A 19201-nucleotide genomic window follows, 5' to 3' on the forward strand; every position below is an offset into this window, starting at 1 on the left:
TTACAGCGACAAACCTTTTCTTATCGCGTTGATGCTATCGCTCGAATCTAAATCGCGGCAGAATATAGCGATTATTTACACTCTTGGTTGATTACTCGTGTCCGCCGCCAATTCAATCGAAAAGCCAGTCGAAGTCGTCCCCTATCAGCGCCGTTATGCCCGTGCGGTGAGTGAACTCTTTCATCAGTGCGTGCATCAAATACAACATGAGCGTTATAACGCCGCGCAGCTTAAGGCTTGGTCGCAGGCACCCCGTTCGAGTCAACATTGGCATTTACGCTTAAGTCGTTCCCAAGCATGGATTATTTTGGTGACAGATGCCGCGGGCTTATCTAAGATTTGTGCAGGTTTTATCAATGTCGAAACGGATTTTCACCATAGAGGATATATAGATAGCCTCTATATTGATCCCGATTGGCAACGGCAGGGGCTGGGGGAGCGAGCTTATCGACAGCTAGAACTGTGGGCGAGGGAGCAGGGGTATAGTCAATTGAGTGCCGATGCGTCTTATCTTTCCCGCGGGCTGTTTATTAAACTCGGATTTGTCCAACAGCAGCGCAGCTATCAACAAAAACTGGGCCAGGTATTGCCGAGTTTTTATATGACTAAAAAACTGTAACTGAATGGGAATACACTGCTTATGTGCCCATTGGTCATGATTAACCCATAGGAGTGGACTCCAATGCAGATACGCTTATTTTCACCTCCGGACGTGGCACAGGTGGCGGCGGTATTTAACGCCAGTGTGATGGAGGGCGCGCAGGAATATTACTCGCTTACCGAACGTTTAGCTTGGGCGCAAAATCAGGGTGAGGCGCGCAGTGACGCCTACTGGCTGGCTAAGTTAGAAGACACCACCACTTGGGTGGCGCAGGAAGGCAGCAAGTTGGTTGGCTTTACCAACTTAAGGCTCTGTCCCGATGAAGAGCTCAATTGTATGGTCGGCGAAGTCGATTGTCTGTTTGTCCACCCAGAATATAGCCGTGCCGGGGTTGCTACGCATTTGTATTTAGCCCTGCTCGAAGAGGCCAAAAGCCGTAACCTTAAAAGGCTTACCGTAGAGGCTTCCTATCAGGCGCGTCCTTTCTTTGAGAAACAGGGTTTTAATTGCATTCGCCGTAATGAACTACGTCGCTATCTCACCGCCGAAGATAAACAAAACGACAGGGCACAGGTGTTAGTGAACTTTAGTTTGATTATGTCTTTGTCATAGGTTCGCGCTCGAAAGACTGCTCTCCTTTGGCTACACGCAGAGTAATAAAAAAACCGCCTCGTTTCCTTGGCGGTTTTTTTATTGGTCACAATATTCATCAGGCTAAGTCAAACACTAGGGCGGTGACATAGCCGCCAGCGGCACTAAATCGAACCGCTTCTTCGGCGGTGATATGTGCGCCATCCCCAGGGGTGAGCACTTGGTCATTGACCTTAAGCGTACCTTCCACCAGTTGCACATAGAGCTGACGCTGTGGCTTAAGCTGCGGCATATGCACTTGCTCTTGCGGTGCCAGCATGAGGCGATACAAGGTTGCATCCTGCTGTACTTTCAAGGTGCCATTTTCACCCGTTGGGGTGACCACGGCGGTCAGCGCCGAGGTTTGCTCGAAGGCCTTTTGCTGATAACCCGCATCAATGCCTAAGGTGTCTGGCTGGATCCAGATCTGCAAAAAGTGCAGAGACTCAGTGTTTGATGCATTAAACTCGCTATGATAAATCCCTTTACCAGCAGACATTAACTGAAACTCACCCGCTGGTAAGGTCTTAACATTACCGAAGCTATCCTTATGGGCAATGGTGCCTGAAATCACATAACTGATGATTTCCATATCTTTATGGCCATGGGTTTCAAACCCTGCGCCCGGCGCGACTCTGTCATCATTAATGACTCGTAGGGAAGACACGCCCATATGCTGTGGATCGTAGTAACTTGCAAACGAGAAGGTATGTTGGCTCTTTAACCAGCCTAAATCAGCCTGCCCACGGTCCTGCGCTTTACGTAAACGGATCATCATTTCCTCCTTATTTTAAGCGTGCGGCTAACAGGTTGTCGGCACTGAGTTTACCCGCACCTGACACGGCCAGAGACACAGTAGCAGCTAACAGGGCTAAACCAAATTCATAACCGTTATTGCTGAGGAACAGACCGTTACCAATGTGGACCGAGAAAATCGCGACCATCATAGTAAAGGACAATACCAGTGCCGTTGGGCGAGTCAGTAAACCGATAATGATCAGCAAGCCACCAAAGAATTCGCTCGAGCCCGCCATCAGCGCCATTAAGTAGCCAGGGGTTAAGCCGATGGAGGCCATCCATTGTCCTGTGCCTTCCAGGCCGTAGCCACCAAACCAGCCGAAGAGCTTTTGCGAGCCGTGGGCCATGAGGATGATCCCGATAGGAATACGCAGGGCCAATGGGGCGAAACTTGGGGCAGAGGTTAGTAATTTTGTGATAAGTGCTTTCATGGGATGTTCCTTAATTCAAATTTTTTAACTATGTCGTTAATGGGTTAGTCGGTGGAGGCTTAGCGTTAATCTCTCCATTGGTTTACAGTCTAGACTTGACCTGATGGAAAGAAAATCGGAACCTTTTCAAGGTTTATTTCAAAAAATTTGAACAAGAGGTGGCTATGTTACCTGTGATGAGTCTAGATGGCTTGATAGTGCTCGATGCTATTGATAAAAAAGGAAGTTTTTCGGCTGCGGCCGATTCCTTATTCCGGGTGCCATCGGCGCTGACCTACACAGTGCAGAAATTAGAGAGCGACTTAGGGGTAAAATTATTTGAACGTAAGGGCCAGCGCGCGGAACTGACCTTAGTTGGCCAGCTAGTATTACGCCAAGGGCGGGAGATTTTAGCCGCCACCGCCAGGCTTGAGGAGGCGGTTCGCCAACTCGAAACGGGCTGGGAGTCGGCATTAACCTTAGCCATAGATACTGTGGTGCCCGATTTACCACTGCTTAAACTGATTGCTGAATTTACCGAGTTAGGTAAACAGGTGACCATCAATATCACCGAGGAGTCATTGGGTGGCGGTTGGGATGCGCTGTATTCGGGCCGCGCCGATATTGCCATTGGGGTCACGGGGGAGTTACCTAAGGGGCAATATCACTTAGTCGAAATCGGCATGCTTGAATTCGTGTTTGCCCTTGCGCCTCACCATCCCTTGGCACAGTTTGACCATCCCATCTCGACCGAAGCCCTGTTGCAATTTCCCTCCGTGGTGGTGGCTGACAGCTCAACGGCGCTCGCGCAGCGCTCCAGTGGGTTGTTTGATAGTCGCCAAGTCATTCGCGTGCCGAACATGCAGACCAAGATTAAAGCCCAGCAACTTGGGCTGGGTGTGGGCTATCTTCCGAAACATTTGATCCGCGAAGAACTCGCTTCAGGCGTATTAGTCGCGTGCAAGGTTGAGATCCCAAGACCGGCGCAGCCGGTGTTTCTCGCATGGCGCAAGGGAAATAAAGGCAAAGCGCAGGCGTGGTTTGCCGAACGTTTACCCCATTGCGACTGGTTGTTTTAGTGAGATGTCGATAGTGCGTTTGGCTACTGGATTGAGTGAATCACAGTACTTAACCATTGCTAGGGCGTGTTGACGTTTCGAGATTAAATTTTGTTCGTTCTGGCAAGCTCGTGCTCGCGAAACGAGGAATGATGTGTAGTTATTCTACTCAAATGACGAGTGACAAAGAGAACGAGCTTGCTAGACGAACCCTTCGGGCAGCGTTTGGCTGGCGTTTCTGCTGCGTTATCGTCCGTTTATGTAGAATAACTACACTGCACGGACTTTACCTTGCATAAACGCCAGCCAAACTGCTGCAAAAATAACCCTGAAACGTCAACACGCCCTAAGTACTGTGATGAATTAAGAGGGCTGGGCTTTGCGGCAGCGCTGATATAAATCCCTGACACTGGGCGCTTACACTGAGCGCTTTACATGGCTGGTGTAATGCACATGTGGGGAGAGCAAATCCGCTAAATTGGGGTTGGGCGCCCGATTGAGGAAGCGAATAAAAGCCTGTGGTAGGGTGAGCGTCTCAATCGACTCCTGCCAGCGCGCCTGTAACAGTGGGTGATAACCTTCTTTCCCCGCAGCGGTATAGGAGGTAGAAACCCCCACATAGAGCGCATCGGGCTGCACTGGATACCAGAGTGATAAGCCATCTTGCTGCATCATTTCAAGCTTGAACAAGCGTTCCCCTAATGGGCGTCTACCATCGTAGTAATAACGTAATCCATAGGTATAGGGGAAGCTGCCCGCACCCGTGCCGCGCACACTGTTGTTTGTCGCGGCGTTAATTGCCGACTCCAGCGCTTGGTATAAATACTGTCCTTGGATTTCGTATTTAACTAATGGCAACTCGAAAGGAAGCAATTGCCCCAACACATCGGCGAGGGTGAGCCTGCCTTGGGCGACCGATTGCCTTACTCCGCCCGCGTTATGCAGGGCAAAGTGAATGCGGGGATCTTCAAGCTTGGCCTCTTGGAACATACTGCGGCTCACCCAAGGGGCGATTTCACTGCCATGGGGCAATGCCTTAGACGGCAGTCTGGTATGCACTAGATTCTTAGGCACAAGGGCTAAGACTTTGTTTTCCATCTCGGCAATCGCGGGGCGATAGATATCGTGGATCACGCCGTGAATGTCTTCATCGGCATCATCCCACAATACATAGGGATGCTCATTAAAGCGTTGCTGCACGGCTTGATAGTCGGTGTCATCCACTTGCTCACTCGAACTCAACATAAACTGTTTATCGAGCATAAAGTAGTTGCCACCTTTTAGGCTTATCGCGCGGCCAGCTGCATCAAATTCAATCTCGGCCAAGCCTAAGGTTTCGGCGTATTTCCCCGCATGCACGATAGGAGTGCCATGGATGGTTTCGCCATAGGGAATATGACTTAACCCCAAGGCACTAAAATCGCCCTGCAAGGTATGGGTATGGCCGCCGACGATAAGACTGATGCCATCGACTTGTTCGGCAAGCCTTTTATCCTGATCTAAGCCTAAGTGACTCAGCACAATAATGTGCTTGATGCCTTTAGCATGCAGATGCTCGACGGTGCGCGCCGTGGTCGCAATAGCATCGACAAAGTGGGTATCGGGATCGGGTCTGGCGATGTCTTTCATCTGATCCAGAGTTATGCCGATGACGGCGAGCTTTTTGTCGTAGAAGGGCTTTTCGAGGTAGCTGGCAAGCTGGTTTTTTTCATCATAGGCCAGAATATTCGCCACAGTACGCAGGTTACCCGGCTTGCGGATATCCTCTTGGCTCAAGTCCATATTCCCCGCCAGCAGCGGAAAATCGATTTGCTTGGCAAATTCGGCGAGCCGCGCATTGCCTTCATCGATATCGTGATTACCAATCACCATGGCATCGGGGGCAAGCAAATTCAACAGATGGGCGTTGGCCTTACCCTTAAAATGGCTGAAATACAGCGTGCCTTGGAAACTGTCGCCACCATGTAAAAATAAAAACGGCATTTGGCTTTGTGCGGCTCGGTCACGTGCCTGACTAATCTGATACCCCAGGCGCGCATAGCCACCGCTGTGACTGGTGATATCTAAGGCTTTAAGCCCTAGATTGAGGGAAAATTGTACGCGGCTGGGCTCAAAATTCGAATGGGTATCGTTGATGTGCGCGAGTGAGAGTGTGTATCCCTGTGTCATAACCTACCTCTTTTACGGCGGGAGATTATAACCTTCTCCCCAAAAACAAGAAAGGGAGCCAAGCTCCCTTTACTTTAACAATGACTAAATAATGTCATTAACCCGAGCGCGCCTCGTCATCTTCGGCGGCGGCTTCGAAGTCACCATCATCGGAGAGACGAATGCCTTTTTGCTTCATGCGCTTGGTCCAGAGTTTACGGGCCAATTGCTGCATGTCGGTCGCAGGATCATTCACATCGACAATTTCTAAGCCAAGTAGTGATTCGATAATGTCTTCTTGGGTCACAATACCTTGGCTACTGCCGTATTCGTCAACCACCATCGCAATTTGTGTATTGCGTTTAATCATCCGTTCGAATAACGGCAAGATTTTAGCCGTTTCGGGCACCACAAATAGGCTGCGCTTGAGTTCACCAATCGGTGCGTTAGGGCTGTAACGTTCAGCCAGCAAAACATCGGTACGGGTGATGTAACCGATAATGTCGTCGTGGTCCTGATCGTATACCGGAATGCGGGTAAAAGGTTTGTCGCGATATTCCTGCACAAACTCATTTTGCGTCAGTGAAACGGGCAAGGAGAACATCACGGTACGCGGCGTCATAATCGCCGTCACAGGCACGTCACGCACCTTGAGCATTTGGGTCAAAATTTTAGACTCTTGCTCGTCTAACTCACCGGATTCATGTCCAATCTTGGCCATGGCGCTCATTTCTTGGCGAATGTACTGACCTTCTTCCCCTTTACCTAGCAGGCGAGTCACCTGTTGCGACATCCAAATGAGCGGTTTAGTGACACGCTTCATCCAAGTGATGGCAATCGACACACTCGGGGCTAAACGGCGCCAGTGATTGGCTCCCACAGATTTCGGAATAATCTCTGAGAAGAATAGGATGATAAAAGTTAACACTCCGGAGAACACGCCGAGCATGTCATCACCAAAAACCTTGGCCGCTTGCGCACCGGCAACGGCGGCACCCACAGTGTGGGCAATGGTGTTTAGGGTCAAAATAGACACGAGAGGCGCTTCGATGTTTTCTTTTAGTTTACGCAACCGGGCGGCTGCGGCACTGTCAGTTTGTTCGAGCGAGGCGATATAACTAGGGGTAACCGAGAGCAACACAGCTTCGAATACACTGCACAGAAAAGAAACTCCGACAGCGACAAGCACTATAATGATGAGGGTTAACATATAGGTGGTATTACAACTCCATAATTTAGGCCAACATTGACCCACGCCGATTCTATCATAGGAGTGTGGAGTTGCTGGCTAAAATTTTTCTGCGTCTGTATAATTCGCCGCCCTGTTGCAGGTTTTGGTGTTGAGGTTAGTCCTATGAGTGAAAAAAAGATCAATTTATTAGACCTTGATCGTAAGGCGATGCGCGCATTATTTGCGGATCTCGGTGAGAAGCCTTTCCGTGCCGATCAGCTGATGAAGTGGATCTATCATTTCGGTGTCAGTGACTTCGAAGAGATGACTAACATCAACAAAGTGTTACGCCAAAAACTGGCGGCGCGCTGTGAGATTGTTGCGCCTGAGATTTCAAGCTATCAAAAATCCGCCGATGGCACCATTAAGTTCGCCATCCACGTCGGCGAAGGTCAAGAAGTCGAAACCGTGTATATTCCTGAAGATGACCGCGCCACTCTGTGTGTATCATCTCAAGTGGGCTGTGCCCTCGAATGTACTTTTTGCTCTACCGCGCAGCAAGGCTTTAACCGCAACTTAACTGTCTCTGAAATCGTCGGCCAAATTTGGCGTGTTTCCCATTTCTTAGGGTTTGCTAAAGATACCGGCGAGCGCCCAATCACCAACGTAGTGATGATGGGCATGGGTGAACCGCTGCTGAACCTAGCTAACGTGATCCCGGCGATGGATATCATGCTGGATGACTTCGGTTTTAGCCTGTCAAAACGCCGTGTGACCCTGTCAACTTCGGGTGTCGTGCCAGCATTAGATAAACTCGGTGATGCCCTCGATGTGGCGCTCGCCGTGAGTATCCACGCGCCAAACGATGAACTGCGCGATATTCTGGTTCCGGTGAATAAAAAGTATCCATTGCAAGAGTTCCTTGCGGGGATCCGCCGTTACATCGCCAAATCTAACGCTAACCGTGGCCGCGTGACTGTGGAGTATGTGATGCTCGATCACATCAACGACAGTACTGAACAAGCCCATGAGTTAGCGCAATTAATGAAGGATACTCCTTGCAAGGTTAACCTGATCCCATTCAATCCATACCCAGGTTCACCCTATGGTCGTTCATCGAACTCGCGCATCGACCGTTTTTCTAAGGTATTGATGGAATATGGCTTAACTGTGATTGTACGCAAAACCCGTGGTGATGATATTGACGCGGCCTGTGGACAGTTAGCGGGTGATATTCGCGATCGAACCAAGCGTTTAGCAAAAAAACGCATGCAAGAAAATCAGATTTCGGTCACAATGAATTAACTCTTTGTTTGCACAGATTTATAGGCTTGCCCATGAAGCATGGATTGTCAGGGTTTTCATTAGCAATTGCCCTGTCATTATTAGTGACAGGATGCGTAACTGAGCGTACCTATACAGGGACAGATATTCCGGTGTCGGAGCGGAAACTCGATAAAGTTGCCGCCGCACGGGAACGTATGCAGCTCGGTTTAACTTACCTTAATCGAGGTAACTCGGAACAAGCCAAGTACAATCTTGATAAAGCAATCGAATATGCGCCAGAGCTCGAAGATGTGCATGTGGCTATGGCCTATTACTATCAGACTGTTGGCGATTTAGTGCGTACCGAACAGGCGTATCAAGACGCTATCAATACCAAGGACGCCTCTGGCGATTCCATGAATAACTTTGGGGTGTTTTTGTGCCAACAAAAGCAATATGACAAAGCTGAAAAGATGTTTTTAGCAGCAATAGAAATGCCCAAATATACGCGTACCGCCTCCAGTTATGAGAACTTAGGCATTTGTAGCCGAGACGCGGGACAAACAGAAAAGGCACGACAGTATTTTCAGATGGCGTTAAAGTATGACCCGAGACGCTCGGTGTCTTTACTGGAGCTGGCTGAGCTTGGGTTGGATAAAGGTGATTATGTCGATGCGCAAAACCAATTAGCGCGCTATCACCAAGTGGCAGCCCAGACTCCAGAAAGTTTAACGCTCGGAATAAAAATTGAGCAGGCGTTGAATGATGATGCTGCTATGAAGCGATTTGGCATTTTATTACTCGCCAAATTCCCAGCATCGCCTCAAGCCAAGCAATACAGAGTTAATTTGCATCAATGAAAGATAACGAAATAAACGCGTCAGTAGAACCAGTAGCAGCGAGTGAAGCTGAATCGACGCCTGATGTAACGCTCGGCACTGTACTCAGAACGGCCCGTGAACAGATGGGCTTAAGCATTGCGGATACCGCGGTGAAGTTGCACTTGCGCCCAGGGATTGTTGAAAATCTCGAAGCCGACGATTTTTCCAATATTTCTTCTTCGACTTATGTTCGCGGATACGTCAAAAACTATGCGCGCATGCTGGGGGTGGATAACGCCCTGATTGAGGCATGCCTCACGCGGCAGGTGCCCTTAGTCACACAGCCTGCGATGCAAAGCTTTTCCCGCAAGACGACCTATCAAGCTCGTGACACTAAATTAAAGTGGCTGAGCTTTTTTATTGTCATCGTGTTACTGGGCTTGTTCGTCCTATGGTGGATGCAAAGAACTACGCTGGTGACCCATGTCGATATCTCTAAACCAACTGCAGAAGAGTTAGCTGCCGCGAATCAAACCCTACCGGGCGATGTGCTGCTGACGGAAACCGACGCGAGCGAGCGCTTAAGCGAGATTGCGGTCAATGGCTCTATGGCGACCGATGGTCCGGTAAAAGATACTGATGCCAGTACTATCGACCCTAATATGAACGATTCGGCAGCGATGGAAGCTGAGCAGACGTCTGCTGCCAATTCGGCTATGAATGCGAGCGAATCTAGCACCGCACTGACGAACAATGCTTCTAACACTGCACCGAACACTGCGTCGACCTCAGGAGCGAGTAATATCGTTGCGGTTCCAAACGCGACACAAAATGGCGCGACCAATACCGCGCCAGTGCAGAACCAAACCGCATCGAATACACCTGCAACTAATACGGCTTCGACAGCGCAAGCTATGCCAGTGGCTGCAGGGCAGTCGAGCATTACTATTGAGCTCACGGGCGATTGCTGGATCAACATAGTCGATGCCAAGGGCAAAGCGATTGTTGACGGCGTCCGGGGTGCTGGTGCGAATATTCAAGCCAGTGGCGTGCCTCCGTTTAAAGTGATCCTAGGTGCTCCCACTGTCGTGTCCACGTTTACGGTTGATGGTAAAGCCATCAGCCTTGCTGAATTTCCTAAGGGTCGTGTTGCGCGTTTGACTATCCCACAGGTTTAAGTCTGGCGCCTGACGCAGAGTACCGAAAAGAGCGTATTGAGTATGTATAACGAAACACCCATAAAGAGACGTCCTTCAACCCGCATTTATGTGGGCAATGTGCCAATTGGTGATGGTGCGCCGATTGCCGTACAGTCGATGACTAACACTAAGACCACAGATGTTGAGGCAACCGTTGCCCAAATCCGTGCCCTAGAAAAAGTGGGTGCCGATATAGTGCGTGTCTCAGTGCCGACGATGGACGCCGCCGAAGCCTTTAAAGTGATTAAGCAATCGGTGTCAGTGCCCTTGGTTGCCGATATCCACTTCGATTACCGTATCGCCCTGAAAGTGGCCGAATATGGTGTGGACTGTTTGCGTATCAACCCTGGCAATATTGGTAACGAAGAGCGTATCCGCAGTGTGGTGGAGTGCGCCCGCGATAAAAACATTCCTATCCGTATTGGAGTGAACGGCGGTTCATTAGAAAAAGATCTGATGGACAAATACAAAGAGCCTACGCCGGAAGCCTTGCTCGAATCGGCTATGCGCCATGTGGACATTCTTGACCGTTTGAACTTCGACCAATTTAAGGTCAGCGTAAAAGCCTCCGATGTGTTCTTGGCGGTAGAATCCTATCGATTATTGGCTAAGCAAATTCGCCAGCCATTGCATTTAGGTATTACCGAAGCGGGTGGCGCCCGTGCCGGTGCGGTCAAATCAGCCGTCGGCTTAGGCATGCTGCTTGCCGAAGGCATTGGTGATACGCTGCGTATTTCGTTAGCGGCCGATCCGGTGGAAGAAATCAAAGTTGGCTTTGATATCCTAAAGTCACTGCGGATCCGTAGCCGTGGCATTAACTTTATTGCGTGTCCTTCTTGCTCGCGCCAAGAGTTCGATGTGATTAGCACGGTAAATGAATTAGAGCGCCGCCTCGAAGATGTGACGACCGCGATGGATGTGTCTATCATCGGCTGTGTGGTCAATGGCCCTGGCGAAGCCTTAGTGTCTCACATCGGCTTAACCGGTGGACATCGTAAGAGTGGTTACTACGATGAAGGTGAGCGTCAAAAAGAGCGTTTCGACAATGATAACTTAGTCGATTCCCTCGAAGCGAAAATTCGCGCTAAGGCGAGCCAAATGGCTAACCGCATCCAAGTGAAAGACACGACTGAGTAACAGACACAGCCGAATCAACCCATAGGTTAAGCGTTATAAAAACACTCAAGCCTTGAGCTAGACCCCGAAACCGACGGGGTCATTTTACGTTTAGTGTTGAACAGCCTATAATGCCTGACATTTTTTATTAATTTAGCGAAAATCGGACGAGTCGATACAGTGGCAAAACAGATCCAAGCGATTCGCGGAATGAACGACATTCTGCCAACTCAAAGTCCTCTATGGCAAAAAGTGGAAGCGGTACTACGTGCGAGCGTGGCTGCTTATGGTTACAGTGAGATCCGCACTCCAATAGTGGAAAATACCGATCTTTTTAAACGCTCTATCGGTGAAGTGACTGATATTGTTGAAAAAGAAATGTATACCTTCGAGGACCGTAACGGTGACAGTTTAACCCTACGTCCTGAAGGCACCGCCTCAACCGTGCGTGCGGGTAATGAGCATGGTCTGCTCTATAACCAAGAACAACGCCTGTGGTACATGGGCCCAATGTTCCGCCACGAACGTCCGCAAAAAGGTCGTTATCGCCAATTCCACCAGTTTGGTGTGGAAGTCTACGGCATTGGTAGCGCCGATATCGACGCCGAAGTGTTGATGTTATCGGCCCGTCTATGGGAAAAACTCGGCATTAGCGAGCATGTGACGCTTGAGCTGAACACCTTAGGTGACCCTGCTGAGCGCGCCGCTTACCGTGAAGCCTTGATTGCCTTCTTAGAGCAACACAAAGACAAATTAGATGAAGATAGCCAGCGCCGTATGTATAGCAATCCGCTGCGGGTATTGGACTCAAAAGATCCCCAAGTGCAAAGCATTTTAGGTGATGCGCCTGCGCTGATGGATTACTTAGGTGAAGAATCTTCACAACATTTTGCACAATTGCGTGAACTCCTCGACGCGGTTGGCATCCAATACCGAGTTAACCCCCGCTTAGTCCGTGGTTTAGATTACTACAATCGCACGGTTTTTGAATGGGTTACCAATAGCTTAGGCTCTCAAGGTACTGTCCTTGCGGGCGGTCGTTACGATGGTTTAGTCGCTCAATTGGGCGGTAAAGATACGCCAGCCGTCGGTTTTGCGATGGGATTAGAGCGCATCGTTCTATTGCTTGAAACCTTAGAACTGACCCAAGATATCCCTGCGGCTGTCGATGTGTATGTCGCAGCGATGGGGGATAGCTGTTTGGTTGAAGCCATAAAAGTGGCACAGGAGTTACGCTCAACCTTACCGACACTGCGTGTCATGAGCCACTGCGGCGGCGGTAACTTCAAGAAGCAAATTAAGCGTGCCGATAAAAGCGGCGCACAAGTGGCCTTACTCATCGGTGAAGAAGAACTCGCCGAAGGTGTGGTTACCGTTAAATATTTACGCAATGACAACGAACAACAACGGGTCGCTCGAAATGCACTAAGCGCATTTTTAGCTGAACTTACCAAATAAGGGGACGTGCGCGTGGAAATTTATAGCACAGAAGAACAACAAGTTGATGCTATCAAGCAGTTCTGGAAAGACTATGGAACCTCGATTGTTATCGGGGCGGTCGTTGGTTTAGGCGGCCTGTACGGTTGGAACTATTACTCCGACATGAAAATCGTGAAGGCCGAAGAAGCATCACAGGCTTTCCAAACTTTAACCACCAAATCAAGTGACGAAGCGGCCATGCTGGCTGGCGTTGCTGAGTTTTCCAAAAATCACGACCAAAAGGGCTATCAAGCCCTGCTGGATCTGATCGTTGCGAAAACCGCGGTTGAAGCGAAAGATTTCCCTAAGGCCGAAGAAGCGCTGAAGAAGGTGATTGCCGCTAAGCCAGGTGCTGGATTAGACACAGTGGCAACACTGCGTTTAGCGCGCATTCAGGCAGAGCAAGGTCAAATCGGTACTGCGCTGGCGACTTTAGATCAAGTGACTGATAAAGCATTCTTAGCACAACGTGAAGAACTCAAAGGCGATTTCTTTGTACGCCAAGGCGAAGCGGATAAAGCGAAAACCGCTTACCAAGCGGCAATGGACAATGGCGGTGTTGTGACCAGCCCTGCACTTAAAATCAAACTTGATAACCTAAATCAAGCATAAGGGATCCCTTGATGAAGTCTTGGTGCAAGAACCTGCTAGCCGCTGGGTTAAGCCTAGCCATGTTATCCGCCTGTTCTTCGAGCGATGTAGAAGAAGAACCGGTAAGTGAGTTAACTGAGATTCAGGCGACAGTGTTTCCTGAAGTAAGTTGGAGCGCCTCTGTAGGTGACGGTGTCGGTGATTATTATTCTCGCCTCACTCCTGCAGTTCGTTACGGTAAAATTTTTGCAGCCGACCGTTACGGCGAAGTTGTGGCCTTCGATGAAGCCACGGGTGAGCGCGTTTGGGAAAAAGATTTTAGTGAAGAGTTTCGTGATAACGCCTTAGCCAAAAACAAAGGTGCACGCTTAGCCTCGGGTGTTACTGCCGCGCGCAATAAAATCTTTGTCGGTGGTGAGAGTGGTCTGTTGGCCGCGTTGAATGCCGAAGATGGTCAAGTGCTGTGGCATGTCGTCGCTGGGGGCGAGTTACTCTCTAAGCCAACCGTTGCTGACGATGTGGTGGTGGTGAGCACGAGCTCTGGCGCGCTCGAAGCCTTTAACGTCGATACAGGTGCTAAGCTGTGGGCCTATGAGATGCAGTTACCTAATCTGACCTTACGCGGTACGGGTTCTGCGGCCTATGAGGCGGGTGGTTTCTTTATCGGTACTGCCGATGGCAAAGTCGCCGTTGTGGTGAAAAACAACGGTCAAGCCGCTTGGGAACAAGCGATTTATAATCCAACTGGCGGCAATGAGTTTACTCGTATGGCCGATGTGGATATGACGCCGCTGATCTTAGGTGACAACCTTTATGCGGTGAGCTACAACGGTAACTTAGTTTCTATGGAGCTGCGTACTGGGCGTGTCGTTTGGACTCGTAAGTACTCCAGCTTCAATGAGCTAGCGTCTGCCGGTTTAAGCTTATTCCTAGTGGATGATCACAGCCGTATCTACTCTGTGGACAGACGTAATGGCCTAGAATTGTGGAGCAACTCTGAGCTGGCGAACCGTACACTCACGTCACCAGCCGTGTATCGCGACTATCTGGTTGTGGGCGATTTTGAAGGTTATCTGCACTTTATCGACCGCAGCACAGGCAGTATTGTCGGTCGTATCCAAGTGGACAGCTCTGGATTATTCAGCCAACCATTAGTGGTGGATGATAAAATCTACGTGCAAGGTCGCAGCGGAAAGTTAGCTGTTGTAACACTTCCTTAGTTAAAAGTGTTATCCTTGTAGAGCCCCTGGAAGTGTGTTCCGGGGGCTTTTTATTGAAAAGTTTTTTAGAGGCAAAATCATGATCCCTGTAGTGGCCCTTGTTGGTCGGCCGAACGTCGGTAAATCCACTTTATTTAACCGCCTTACGCGTACGCGTGATGCGCTGGTTGCTGACTTTCCTGGCCTAACACGTGACCGTAAATATGGTCGAGCATTCCTATCCGGCTATGAGTTTATCGTGGTGGATACCGGCGGTATCGACGGCACTGAAGAGGGGATCGAAACTAAGATGGCCGAGCAGTCCCTTGCCGCTATCGAAGAAGCCGATGTTGTCTTATTTATGACCGATGCGCGCGCGGGCTTAACCGCCGCGGATTTGTCTATCGCTCAGCACTTACGTAGCCGTCAAAAAACCACTTTCGTGGTGGCTAACAAGATTGACGGTATCGATGCCGATTCTGCCTGTGCCGAGTTTTGGTCGTTAGGTTTAGGTGAAGTCTACCAAATGGCTGCCGCCCAAGGTCGTGGCGTGACCAACATGATTGAGTACGCCTTAACGCCTTATGCCGAAGCGATGGGGATTGAACGCCAAGGTGAAGAGGAAGAAGTCGACGAGCGTCAATACACCGAAGAAGAAGCAGAAGCCGAGCAGAAACGTCTGCAGGATTTACCGATCAAGCTTGCGATTATCGGTAAGCCTAACGTAGGTAAATCGACGCTGACTAACCGTATCTTAGGTGAAGAGCGTGTGGTGGTTTACGACGAGCCGGGCACCACCCGCGACAGTATTTACATTCCGATGGAACGCGATGGCCGCGAATACGTGATTATCGATACTGCTGGTGTGCGTCGCCGCAGTAAAGTCCATGAAGTGATTGAAAAGTTCTCGGTGATCAAAACCCTAAAAGCGGTTGAAGATGCCAACGTTGTGCTGCTGATCATCGATGCCCGTGAAGGGATTGCCGAGCAGGATTTAGGTCTATTAGGTTTTGCCTTGAACGCGGGCCGCGCCTTAGTTATCGCCGTCAACAAGTGGGACGGTATCGATCAGGGCATTAAAGACCGGGTTAAGAGTGAACTCGACCGCCGTTTAGGCTTTATCGACTTTGCTCGTATTCACTTTATTTCGGCGCTACATGGTACGGGCGTTGGCCATCTGTTTGAGTCGATTGAAGAAGCTTACGACAGTGCGACTCGCCGCGTGAGCACCTCTATGCTGACCCGAATCATGCAAATGTCGCAGGATGACCATCAGCCGCCATTGGTGAACGGCCGTCGTGTGAAACTGAAATACGCCCACGCCGGTGGTTATAACCCGCCAATCGTGGTTATTCACGGTAACCAAGTCAGCAAGCTACCGGATTCTTACAAGCGCTACATGATGAACTACTTCCGTCGTTCATTAAAAGTGGTCGGTACGCCAATTCAGCTGCGTTTCCAAGAGGGTGATAACCCGTTTGAAAACAAGGTTGAAAAGCTGACCATGAGCCAAGAGCGTCGCCGTAAGCGCGCACTAAGCCATATTAAAGATCGCAAGACAAAGTAAATCTGCGCTATTGGCTTAAGCTGAATATAAAAAGGAACCCTAGGGTTCCTTTTTTTGTTGGCGCATTTTAGGGGCAATCATAAGTCTTGTATCAATAAAATGCTTTATGATTATGGGCTTAGACGTTGAGCTTAAGGCTATTGAGTCTTAGCTCTCATCGGTTATTTGCGTCACGGTCGACTGCACTTGTCCATGGCGTAGGCGAGTGTTTATCTTATCGCCCACACTCAGCTGGGCGGCATTGTCTATGACTTGATGATTTGCATCTGTGGTGATGCTGTAACCCCGGCTCAAGGTGGCTAATGGACTGACCGTTTCCAATTGATGGGCGGCATATTTGACCCGCTGCTCGCTTTGGTTGAGGGTATCCTGCATAGCGTCCTGCAAACGCGTCGCTAAATAGCTCAATCGATTGGTCTCGAGTGCGAGTTTGTGCTTTGGGGACTGCTGCTCGAGGCGGCTTGCCAGTTGCTGCTGACGGCGACTTAAGCCGTGCAATTTGTTAGACAATGCGGCTTCGAGCCGTAATTGCATTTCATCGAAACGCTGCTCAAATTGTTGCAAGGTGCGCTTAGGATCTAAGCGTTGCAGTCTGTGTTCGAGCAAACTTAAGCGTCTTTCTTGCTTGAGTTGATAGTGACTCGCGCTCTGTTTGAGGCGCGACAGTACTGTGGCTAAGCGTTGGCTCTTATTGTCGCTATCCTGAGACAGTAGCTCTGCGCCCGCAGAGGGCGTCGGGGCGCGAACGTCGGCCACATAGTCACTGATAGTGGTGTCGACTTCATGGCCTACGGCGCTGACAACGGGTAGGGCACTGTTGTAAATGGTATGGGCGAGCGCTTCACTATTAAAACACCATAAATCTTCGAGTGAGCCGCCGCCGCGGGTGAGCAGTAATACATCGACCTCGAGCCGTTGGTTGGCGATATTGATGGCTTGGCAGATATTAAGATCCGCGCTCTCGCCTTGTACCTGAGTGGGATAAATAATCACTTCGATGGAAGGGTCACGGCGGGCAAGCACATGCAACACATCACGGATAGCCGCGCCCGAGGGGGAGGTGATGACCCCAATACGTTGAATATTTTTCGGTAACTGACGTTTAGTGTCGGCGGCAAATAATCCCTGCGCCGCGAGCTTCATTTTGAGCGCTTCAAATTGCTGTGCCAGTAAGCCATCCCCTGCGGGGAGCATAGATTCAATCAATAATTGATAGTCGCCCCTAGGCTCGTACACGCTGATGGCGCCTTTTACTAGCACCTGCTGACCATTCACAGGTTTAAAGCTCACGCTTTGGTTGCGCCCCTTGAACATGGCGCAGCGAATTTGGGAATAATGATCCTTAAGGGTTAAATACCAATGTCCCGAACTGGGGGCCGAAAAGTTGGAAATTTCACCGTTTAGCCAGACTTTTCCCAGTTGTCCCTCGAGAATTTGCCTGACTTCACCATTAAGGCGTGAGACGGTATAAATATTATTTTTAGGGACTTGCATGTGTTTTCTCGTGCAAATGGGATTTTTTCACTATTTTCCATTTACCGCTCCCCAGATGCAAGGTATAATCCCGCCGCAATATTTCACCTCTAAAATCCTACTCAACTGGGGAGATGTTGCCTATGCTACGTTTAATTAAAGAAGCGCTAACCTTTGACGATGTGTTACTTGTTCCTGCGCATTCGACTGTACTCCCAAACACCGCCATCCTTAAAACTCGCCTGACTAACACCATTGAACTGAATATTCCGCTTGTGTCTGCCGCTATGGACACTGTGACCGAAGCGCGTCTTGCTATTGCCATGGCACAGGAAGGTGGCTTAGGTTTTATTCATAAAAACATGAGCATAGAAAAGCAGGCCGAAGAAGTTCGTAAAGTAAAAATTTACGAAGCGGGTGTGGTGCAACAACCTGTAACGGTAACGCCTTCAACTACGCTGGCGGATCTTAAAGTACTGACCGCGAAGAATGGTTTTGCGGGTTACCCTGTGGTAAACGAAGCCAATGAATTGGTCGGTATCATCACTGGCCGTGACGTTCGTTTCGTGACTGACTGGAGCAAAACCGTAGAAGAAGTGATGACGCCAAAAGCGCGTTTAGTCACTGTTGCGGAAGGCACTAAGTTAGATGAAGTGCAAAAATTAATGCACTCAAACCGTATCGAAAAAGTGTTAGTTGTCGACGATAACTTCAAGCTGAAAGGCTTAATCACTGTAAAAGACTTCGAAAAAGCTGAGCGTAAACCTAATGCTTGTAAAGACGAATTAGGTCGTTTACGTGTGGGCGCCGCCGTAGGTGCCGGTGCGGGTAACGAAGAGCGTGTCGATGCGCTGGTGAAAGCCGGTGTTGACGTGCTGCTGATCGATTCTTCCCACGGCCACTCTGAAGGCGTGTTGCAACGTATCCGTGAAACCCGCGCTAAATACCCAGATTTACAAATCATCGGTGGTAACGTGGCAACAGCTGAAGGCGCATTAGCCCTAGTTGAAGCCGGCGTTAACGCGGTTAAAGTGGGTATTGGCCCTGGTTCTATTTGTACCACACGTATCGTGACGGGTGTGGGCGTGCCACAAATTACCGCGGTGTCTGACGCTGCCGAAGCTGTAAAAGGTTTAGGGATCCCAGTTATCGCCGACGGCGGTGTACGTTTCTCCGGTGACTTAGCCAAAGCCTTAGCCGCAGGTGCATCATGCATCATGGCGGGTTCAATGTTCGCGGGTACCGACGAAGCGCCGGGCGAAACCGAACTCTACCAAGGCCGTGCCTATAAGTCATACCGCGGTATGGGTTCTTTAGGCGCCATGTCTCAAGGTTCTTCTGACCGTTATTTCCAATCTGACAATGCTGCCGACAAGCTAGTGCCGGAAGGCATCGAAGGTCGTGTACCTTACAAAGGCAAGCTTAAGGAAATCATTCATCAACATATGGGCGGTCTGCGCTCATGCATGGGTTTAACAGGCTGTGCCACGATCCAAGAACTGAACGAAAAAGCGCAGTTTGTGAAAGTGACGTCTGCGGGCATGGGCGAGTCCCACGTTCACGATGTGACCATCACTAAAGAAGCGCCAAACTACCGTTCAGGTGCGTAAACGTTTGTGATAATGGGGCGGCGATAAGCCGCCCCGTTATTAAGATTTGTATGCCCTCAAGATT

Annotated in this window: 16 protein-coding genes and 3 pseudogenes; 14 read left to right on the plus strand and 5 right to left on the minus strand. The window is 49.8% G+C overall.

Annotated elements, in window-relative coordinates; genetic code table 11:
- The first annotated feature begins 97 nt into the window (after positions 1-97).
- Both SHEWMR4_RS06405 and SHEWMR4_RS06410 read left to right on the plus strand, forming a co-directional pair.
- Positions 98-619: a GNAT family N-acetyltransferase gene (locus SHEWMR4_RS06405; protein WP_011622006.1), complete on the plus strand. Its 522-nt coding sequence runs from the start codon at positions 98-100 to the stop codon at positions 617-619.
- Positions 620-682: 63 nt separating this feature from the next.
- Positions 683-1213, plus strand: a complete 531-nt coding sequence (locus SHEWMR4_RS06410) for a GNAT family N-acetyltransferase (RefSeq protein ID WP_011622007.1) — start codon at positions 683-685, stop codon at positions 1211-1213.
- Between the two features lie 97 nt (positions 1214-1310).
- On the opposite strand, the gene SHEWMR4_RS06415 is transcribed toward SHEWMR4_RS06410, so the two are convergent.
- Both SHEWMR4_RS06415 and SHEWMR4_RS06420 read right to left on the minus strand, forming a co-directional pair.
- Positions 1311-2006 (minus strand): pirin family protein, encoded by a 696-nt coding sequence (locus tag SHEWMR4_RS06415; protein ID WP_011622008.1) that lies wholly within the window; start codon positions 2004-2006, stop codon positions 1311-1313.
- A gap of 10 nt (positions 2007-2016) precedes the next feature.
- On the minus strand, positions 2017-2460 hold the full coding sequence (locus SHEWMR4_RS06420; RefSeq protein ID WP_011622009.1) for a DoxX family protein: 444 nt from the start codon (positions 2458-2460) through the stop codon (positions 2017-2019).
- A gap of 164 nt (positions 2461-2624) precedes the next feature.
- Between SHEWMR4_RS06420 and SHEWMR4_RS06425 the strand changes: the two genes are divergently transcribed.
- Positions 2625-3518, plus strand: a complete 894-nt coding sequence (locus SHEWMR4_RS06425) for a LysR substrate-binding domain-containing protein (protein WP_011622010.1) — start codon at positions 2625-2627, stop codon at positions 3516-3518.
- A 396-nt stretch (positions 3519-3914) separates the two neighbouring features.
- Here the strand turns inward: SHEWMR4_RS06425 and SHEWMR4_RS06430 are convergent, their stop codons facing one another.
- Positions 3915-5666, minus strand: coding sequence for a bifunctional metallophosphatase/5'-nucleotidase (locus SHEWMR4_RS06430; protein ID WP_011622011.1), 1752 nt, complete (start codon positions 5664-5666; stop codon positions 3915-3917).
- Between the two features lie 97 nt (positions 5667-5763).
- Positions 5764-6855, minus strand: coding sequence for a CNNM domain-containing protein (locus SHEWMR4_RS06435; RefSeq protein ID WP_011622012.1), 1092 nt, complete (start codon positions 6853-6855; stop codon positions 5764-5766).
- A 144-nt stretch (positions 6856-6999) separates the two neighbouring features.
- Here SHEWMR4_RS06435 and SHEWMR4_RS06440 point away from each other — a divergent pair, with 144 nt between their 5' ends.
- The 10 genes and pseudogenes from SHEWMR4_RS06440 (at position 7000) to der (ending at position 16054) form a co-directional block, all read left to right on the plus strand.
- Entirely contained in the window at positions 7000-8121 is a 1122-nt protein-coding gene (locus SHEWMR4_RS06440; protein WP_011622013.1) for a bifunctional tRNA (adenosine(37)-C2)-methyltransferase TrmG/ribosomal RNA large subunit methyltransferase RlmN, read from the plus strand.
- A 32-nt stretch (positions 8122-8153) separates the two neighbouring features.
- Entirely contained in the window at positions 8154-8942 is a 789-nt protein-coding gene (gene pilW / locus SHEWMR4_RS06445) for a type IV pilus biogenesis/stability protein PilW (protein ID WP_011622014.1), read from the plus strand.
- Positions 8943-9046: 104 nt separating this feature from the next.
- A pseudogene (locus SHEWMR4_RS21225) lies at positions 9047-9142 on the plus strand (helix-turn-helix domain-containing protein); the annotation flags it as partial.
- A 605-nt stretch (positions 9143-9747) separates the two neighbouring features.
- Positions 9748-9795 (plus strand): annotated as a pseudogene (locus SHEWMR4_RS21230) (hypothetical protein); the annotation flags it as partial.
- Positions 9796-9859: 64 nt separating this feature from the next.
- A pseudogene (locus SHEWMR4_RS21235) lies at positions 9860-10081 on the plus strand (RodZ domain-containing protein); the annotation flags it as partial.
- A 42-nt stretch (positions 10082-10123) separates the two neighbouring features.
- The gene (gene ispG / locus SHEWMR4_RS06455; RefSeq protein WP_011622016.1) at positions 10124-11239 is read left to right on the plus strand and encodes a flavodoxin-dependent (E)-4-hydroxy-3-methylbut-2-enyl-diphosphate synthase; all 1116 of its coding nucleotides are present in this window, start codon (positions 10124-10126) and stop codon (positions 11237-11239) included.
- 159 nt (positions 11240-11398) lie between these two features.
- Complete coding sequence (hisS, locus tag SHEWMR4_RS06460; RefSeq protein ID WP_011622017.1) at positions 11399-12676, plus strand: histidine--tRNA ligase; 1278 nt, start codon at positions 11399-11401, stop codon at positions 12674-12676.
- Positions 12677-12688: 12 nt separating this feature from the next.
- Entirely contained in the window at positions 12689-13309 is a 621-nt protein-coding gene (locus SHEWMR4_RS06465; protein ID WP_011622018.1) for a tetratricopeptide repeat protein, read from the plus strand.
- Between the two features lie 11 nt (positions 13310-13320).
- Complete coding sequence (gene bamB / locus SHEWMR4_RS06470; protein ID WP_011622019.1) at positions 13321-14508, plus strand: outer membrane protein assembly factor BamB; 1188 nt, start codon at positions 13321-13323, stop codon at positions 14506-14508.
- A gap of 79 nt (positions 14509-14587) precedes the next feature.
- Complete coding sequence (der, locus tag SHEWMR4_RS06475) at positions 14588-16054, plus strand: ribosome biogenesis GTPase Der (protein ID WP_011622020.1); 1467 nt, start codon at positions 14588-14590, stop codon at positions 16052-16054.
- A gap of 147 nt (positions 16055-16201) precedes the next feature.
- Here der and xseA read toward each other — a convergent pair whose 3' ends face one another.
- Complete coding sequence (gene xseA / locus SHEWMR4_RS06480) at positions 16202-17548, minus strand: exodeoxyribonuclease VII large subunit (RefSeq protein ID WP_011622021.1); 1347 nt, start codon at positions 17546-17548, stop codon at positions 16202-16204.
- 122 nt (positions 17549-17670) lie between these two features.
- On the opposite strand from xseA, the gene guaB reads away from it, so the two are divergent.
- Entirely contained in the window at positions 17671-19137 is a 1467-nt protein-coding gene (guaB, locus tag SHEWMR4_RS06485) for an IMP dehydrogenase (RefSeq protein WP_011622022.1), read from the plus strand.
- The last annotated feature ends 64 nt before the right edge of the window (positions 19138-19201 follow it).

Origin of the sequence: Shewanella sp. MR-4 (genome assembly GCF_000014685.1) — a bacterium.
In the GTDB taxonomy this organism is placed as follows: Bacteria; Pseudomonadota; Gammaproteobacteria; order Enterobacterales; family Shewanellaceae; genus Shewanella.

Bases quoted from the DNA above. Each gene is read 5' to 3' on its own strand.
- SHEWMR4_RS06410 (WP_011622007.1), top strand. From the start codon at position 683: ATGCAGATACGCTTATTTTCACCTCCGGACGTGGCACAGGTGGCGGCG.
- SHEWMR4_RS06415 (WP_011622008.1), bottom strand. From the start codon at position 2,006: ATGATCCGTTTACGTAAAGCGCAGGACCGTGGGCAGGCTGATTTAGGC.
- SHEWMR4_RS06420 (WP_011622009.1), bottom strand. From the start codon at position 2,460: ATGAAAGCACTTATCACAAAATTACTAACCTCTGCCCCAAGTTTCGCC.
- SHEWMR4_RS06425 (WP_011622010.1), top strand. From the start codon at position 2,625: ATGTTACCTGTGATGAGTCTAGATGGCTTGATAGTGCTCGATGCTATT.
- SHEWMR4_RS06430 (WP_011622011.1), bottom strand. From the start codon at position 5,666: ATGACACAGGGATACACACTCTCACTCGCGCACATCAACGATACCCAT.
- SHEWMR4_RS06435 (WP_011622012.1), bottom strand. From the start codon at position 6,855: ATGTTAACCCTCATCATTATAGTGCTTGTCGCTGTCGGAGTTTCTTTT.
- SHEWMR4_RS06440 (WP_011622013.1), top strand. From the start codon at position 7,000: ATGAGTGAAAAAAAGATCAATTTATTAGACCTTGATCGTAAGGCGATG.
- pilW (WP_011622014.1), top strand. From the start codon at position 8,154: ATGAAGCATGGATTGTCAGGGTTTTCATTAGCAATTGCCCTGTCATTA.
- ispG (WP_011622016.1), top strand. From the start codon at position 10,124: ATGTATAACGAAACACCCATAAAGAGACGTCCTTCAACCCGCATTTAT.
- bamB (WP_011622019.1), top strand. From the start codon at position 13,321: ATGAAGTCTTGGTGCAAGAACCTGCTAGCCGCTGGGTTAAGCCTAGCC.
- der (WP_011622020.1), top strand. From the start codon at position 14,588: ATGATCCCTGTAGTGGCCCTTGTTGGTCGGCCGAACGTCGGTAAATCC.
- xseA (WP_011622021.1), bottom strand. From the start codon at position 17,548: ATGCAAGTCCCTAAAAATAATATTTATACCGTCTCACGCCTTAATGGT.
- guaB (WP_011622022.1), top strand. From the start codon at position 17,671: ATGCTACGTTTAATTAAAGAAGCGCTAACCTTTGACGATGTGTTACTT.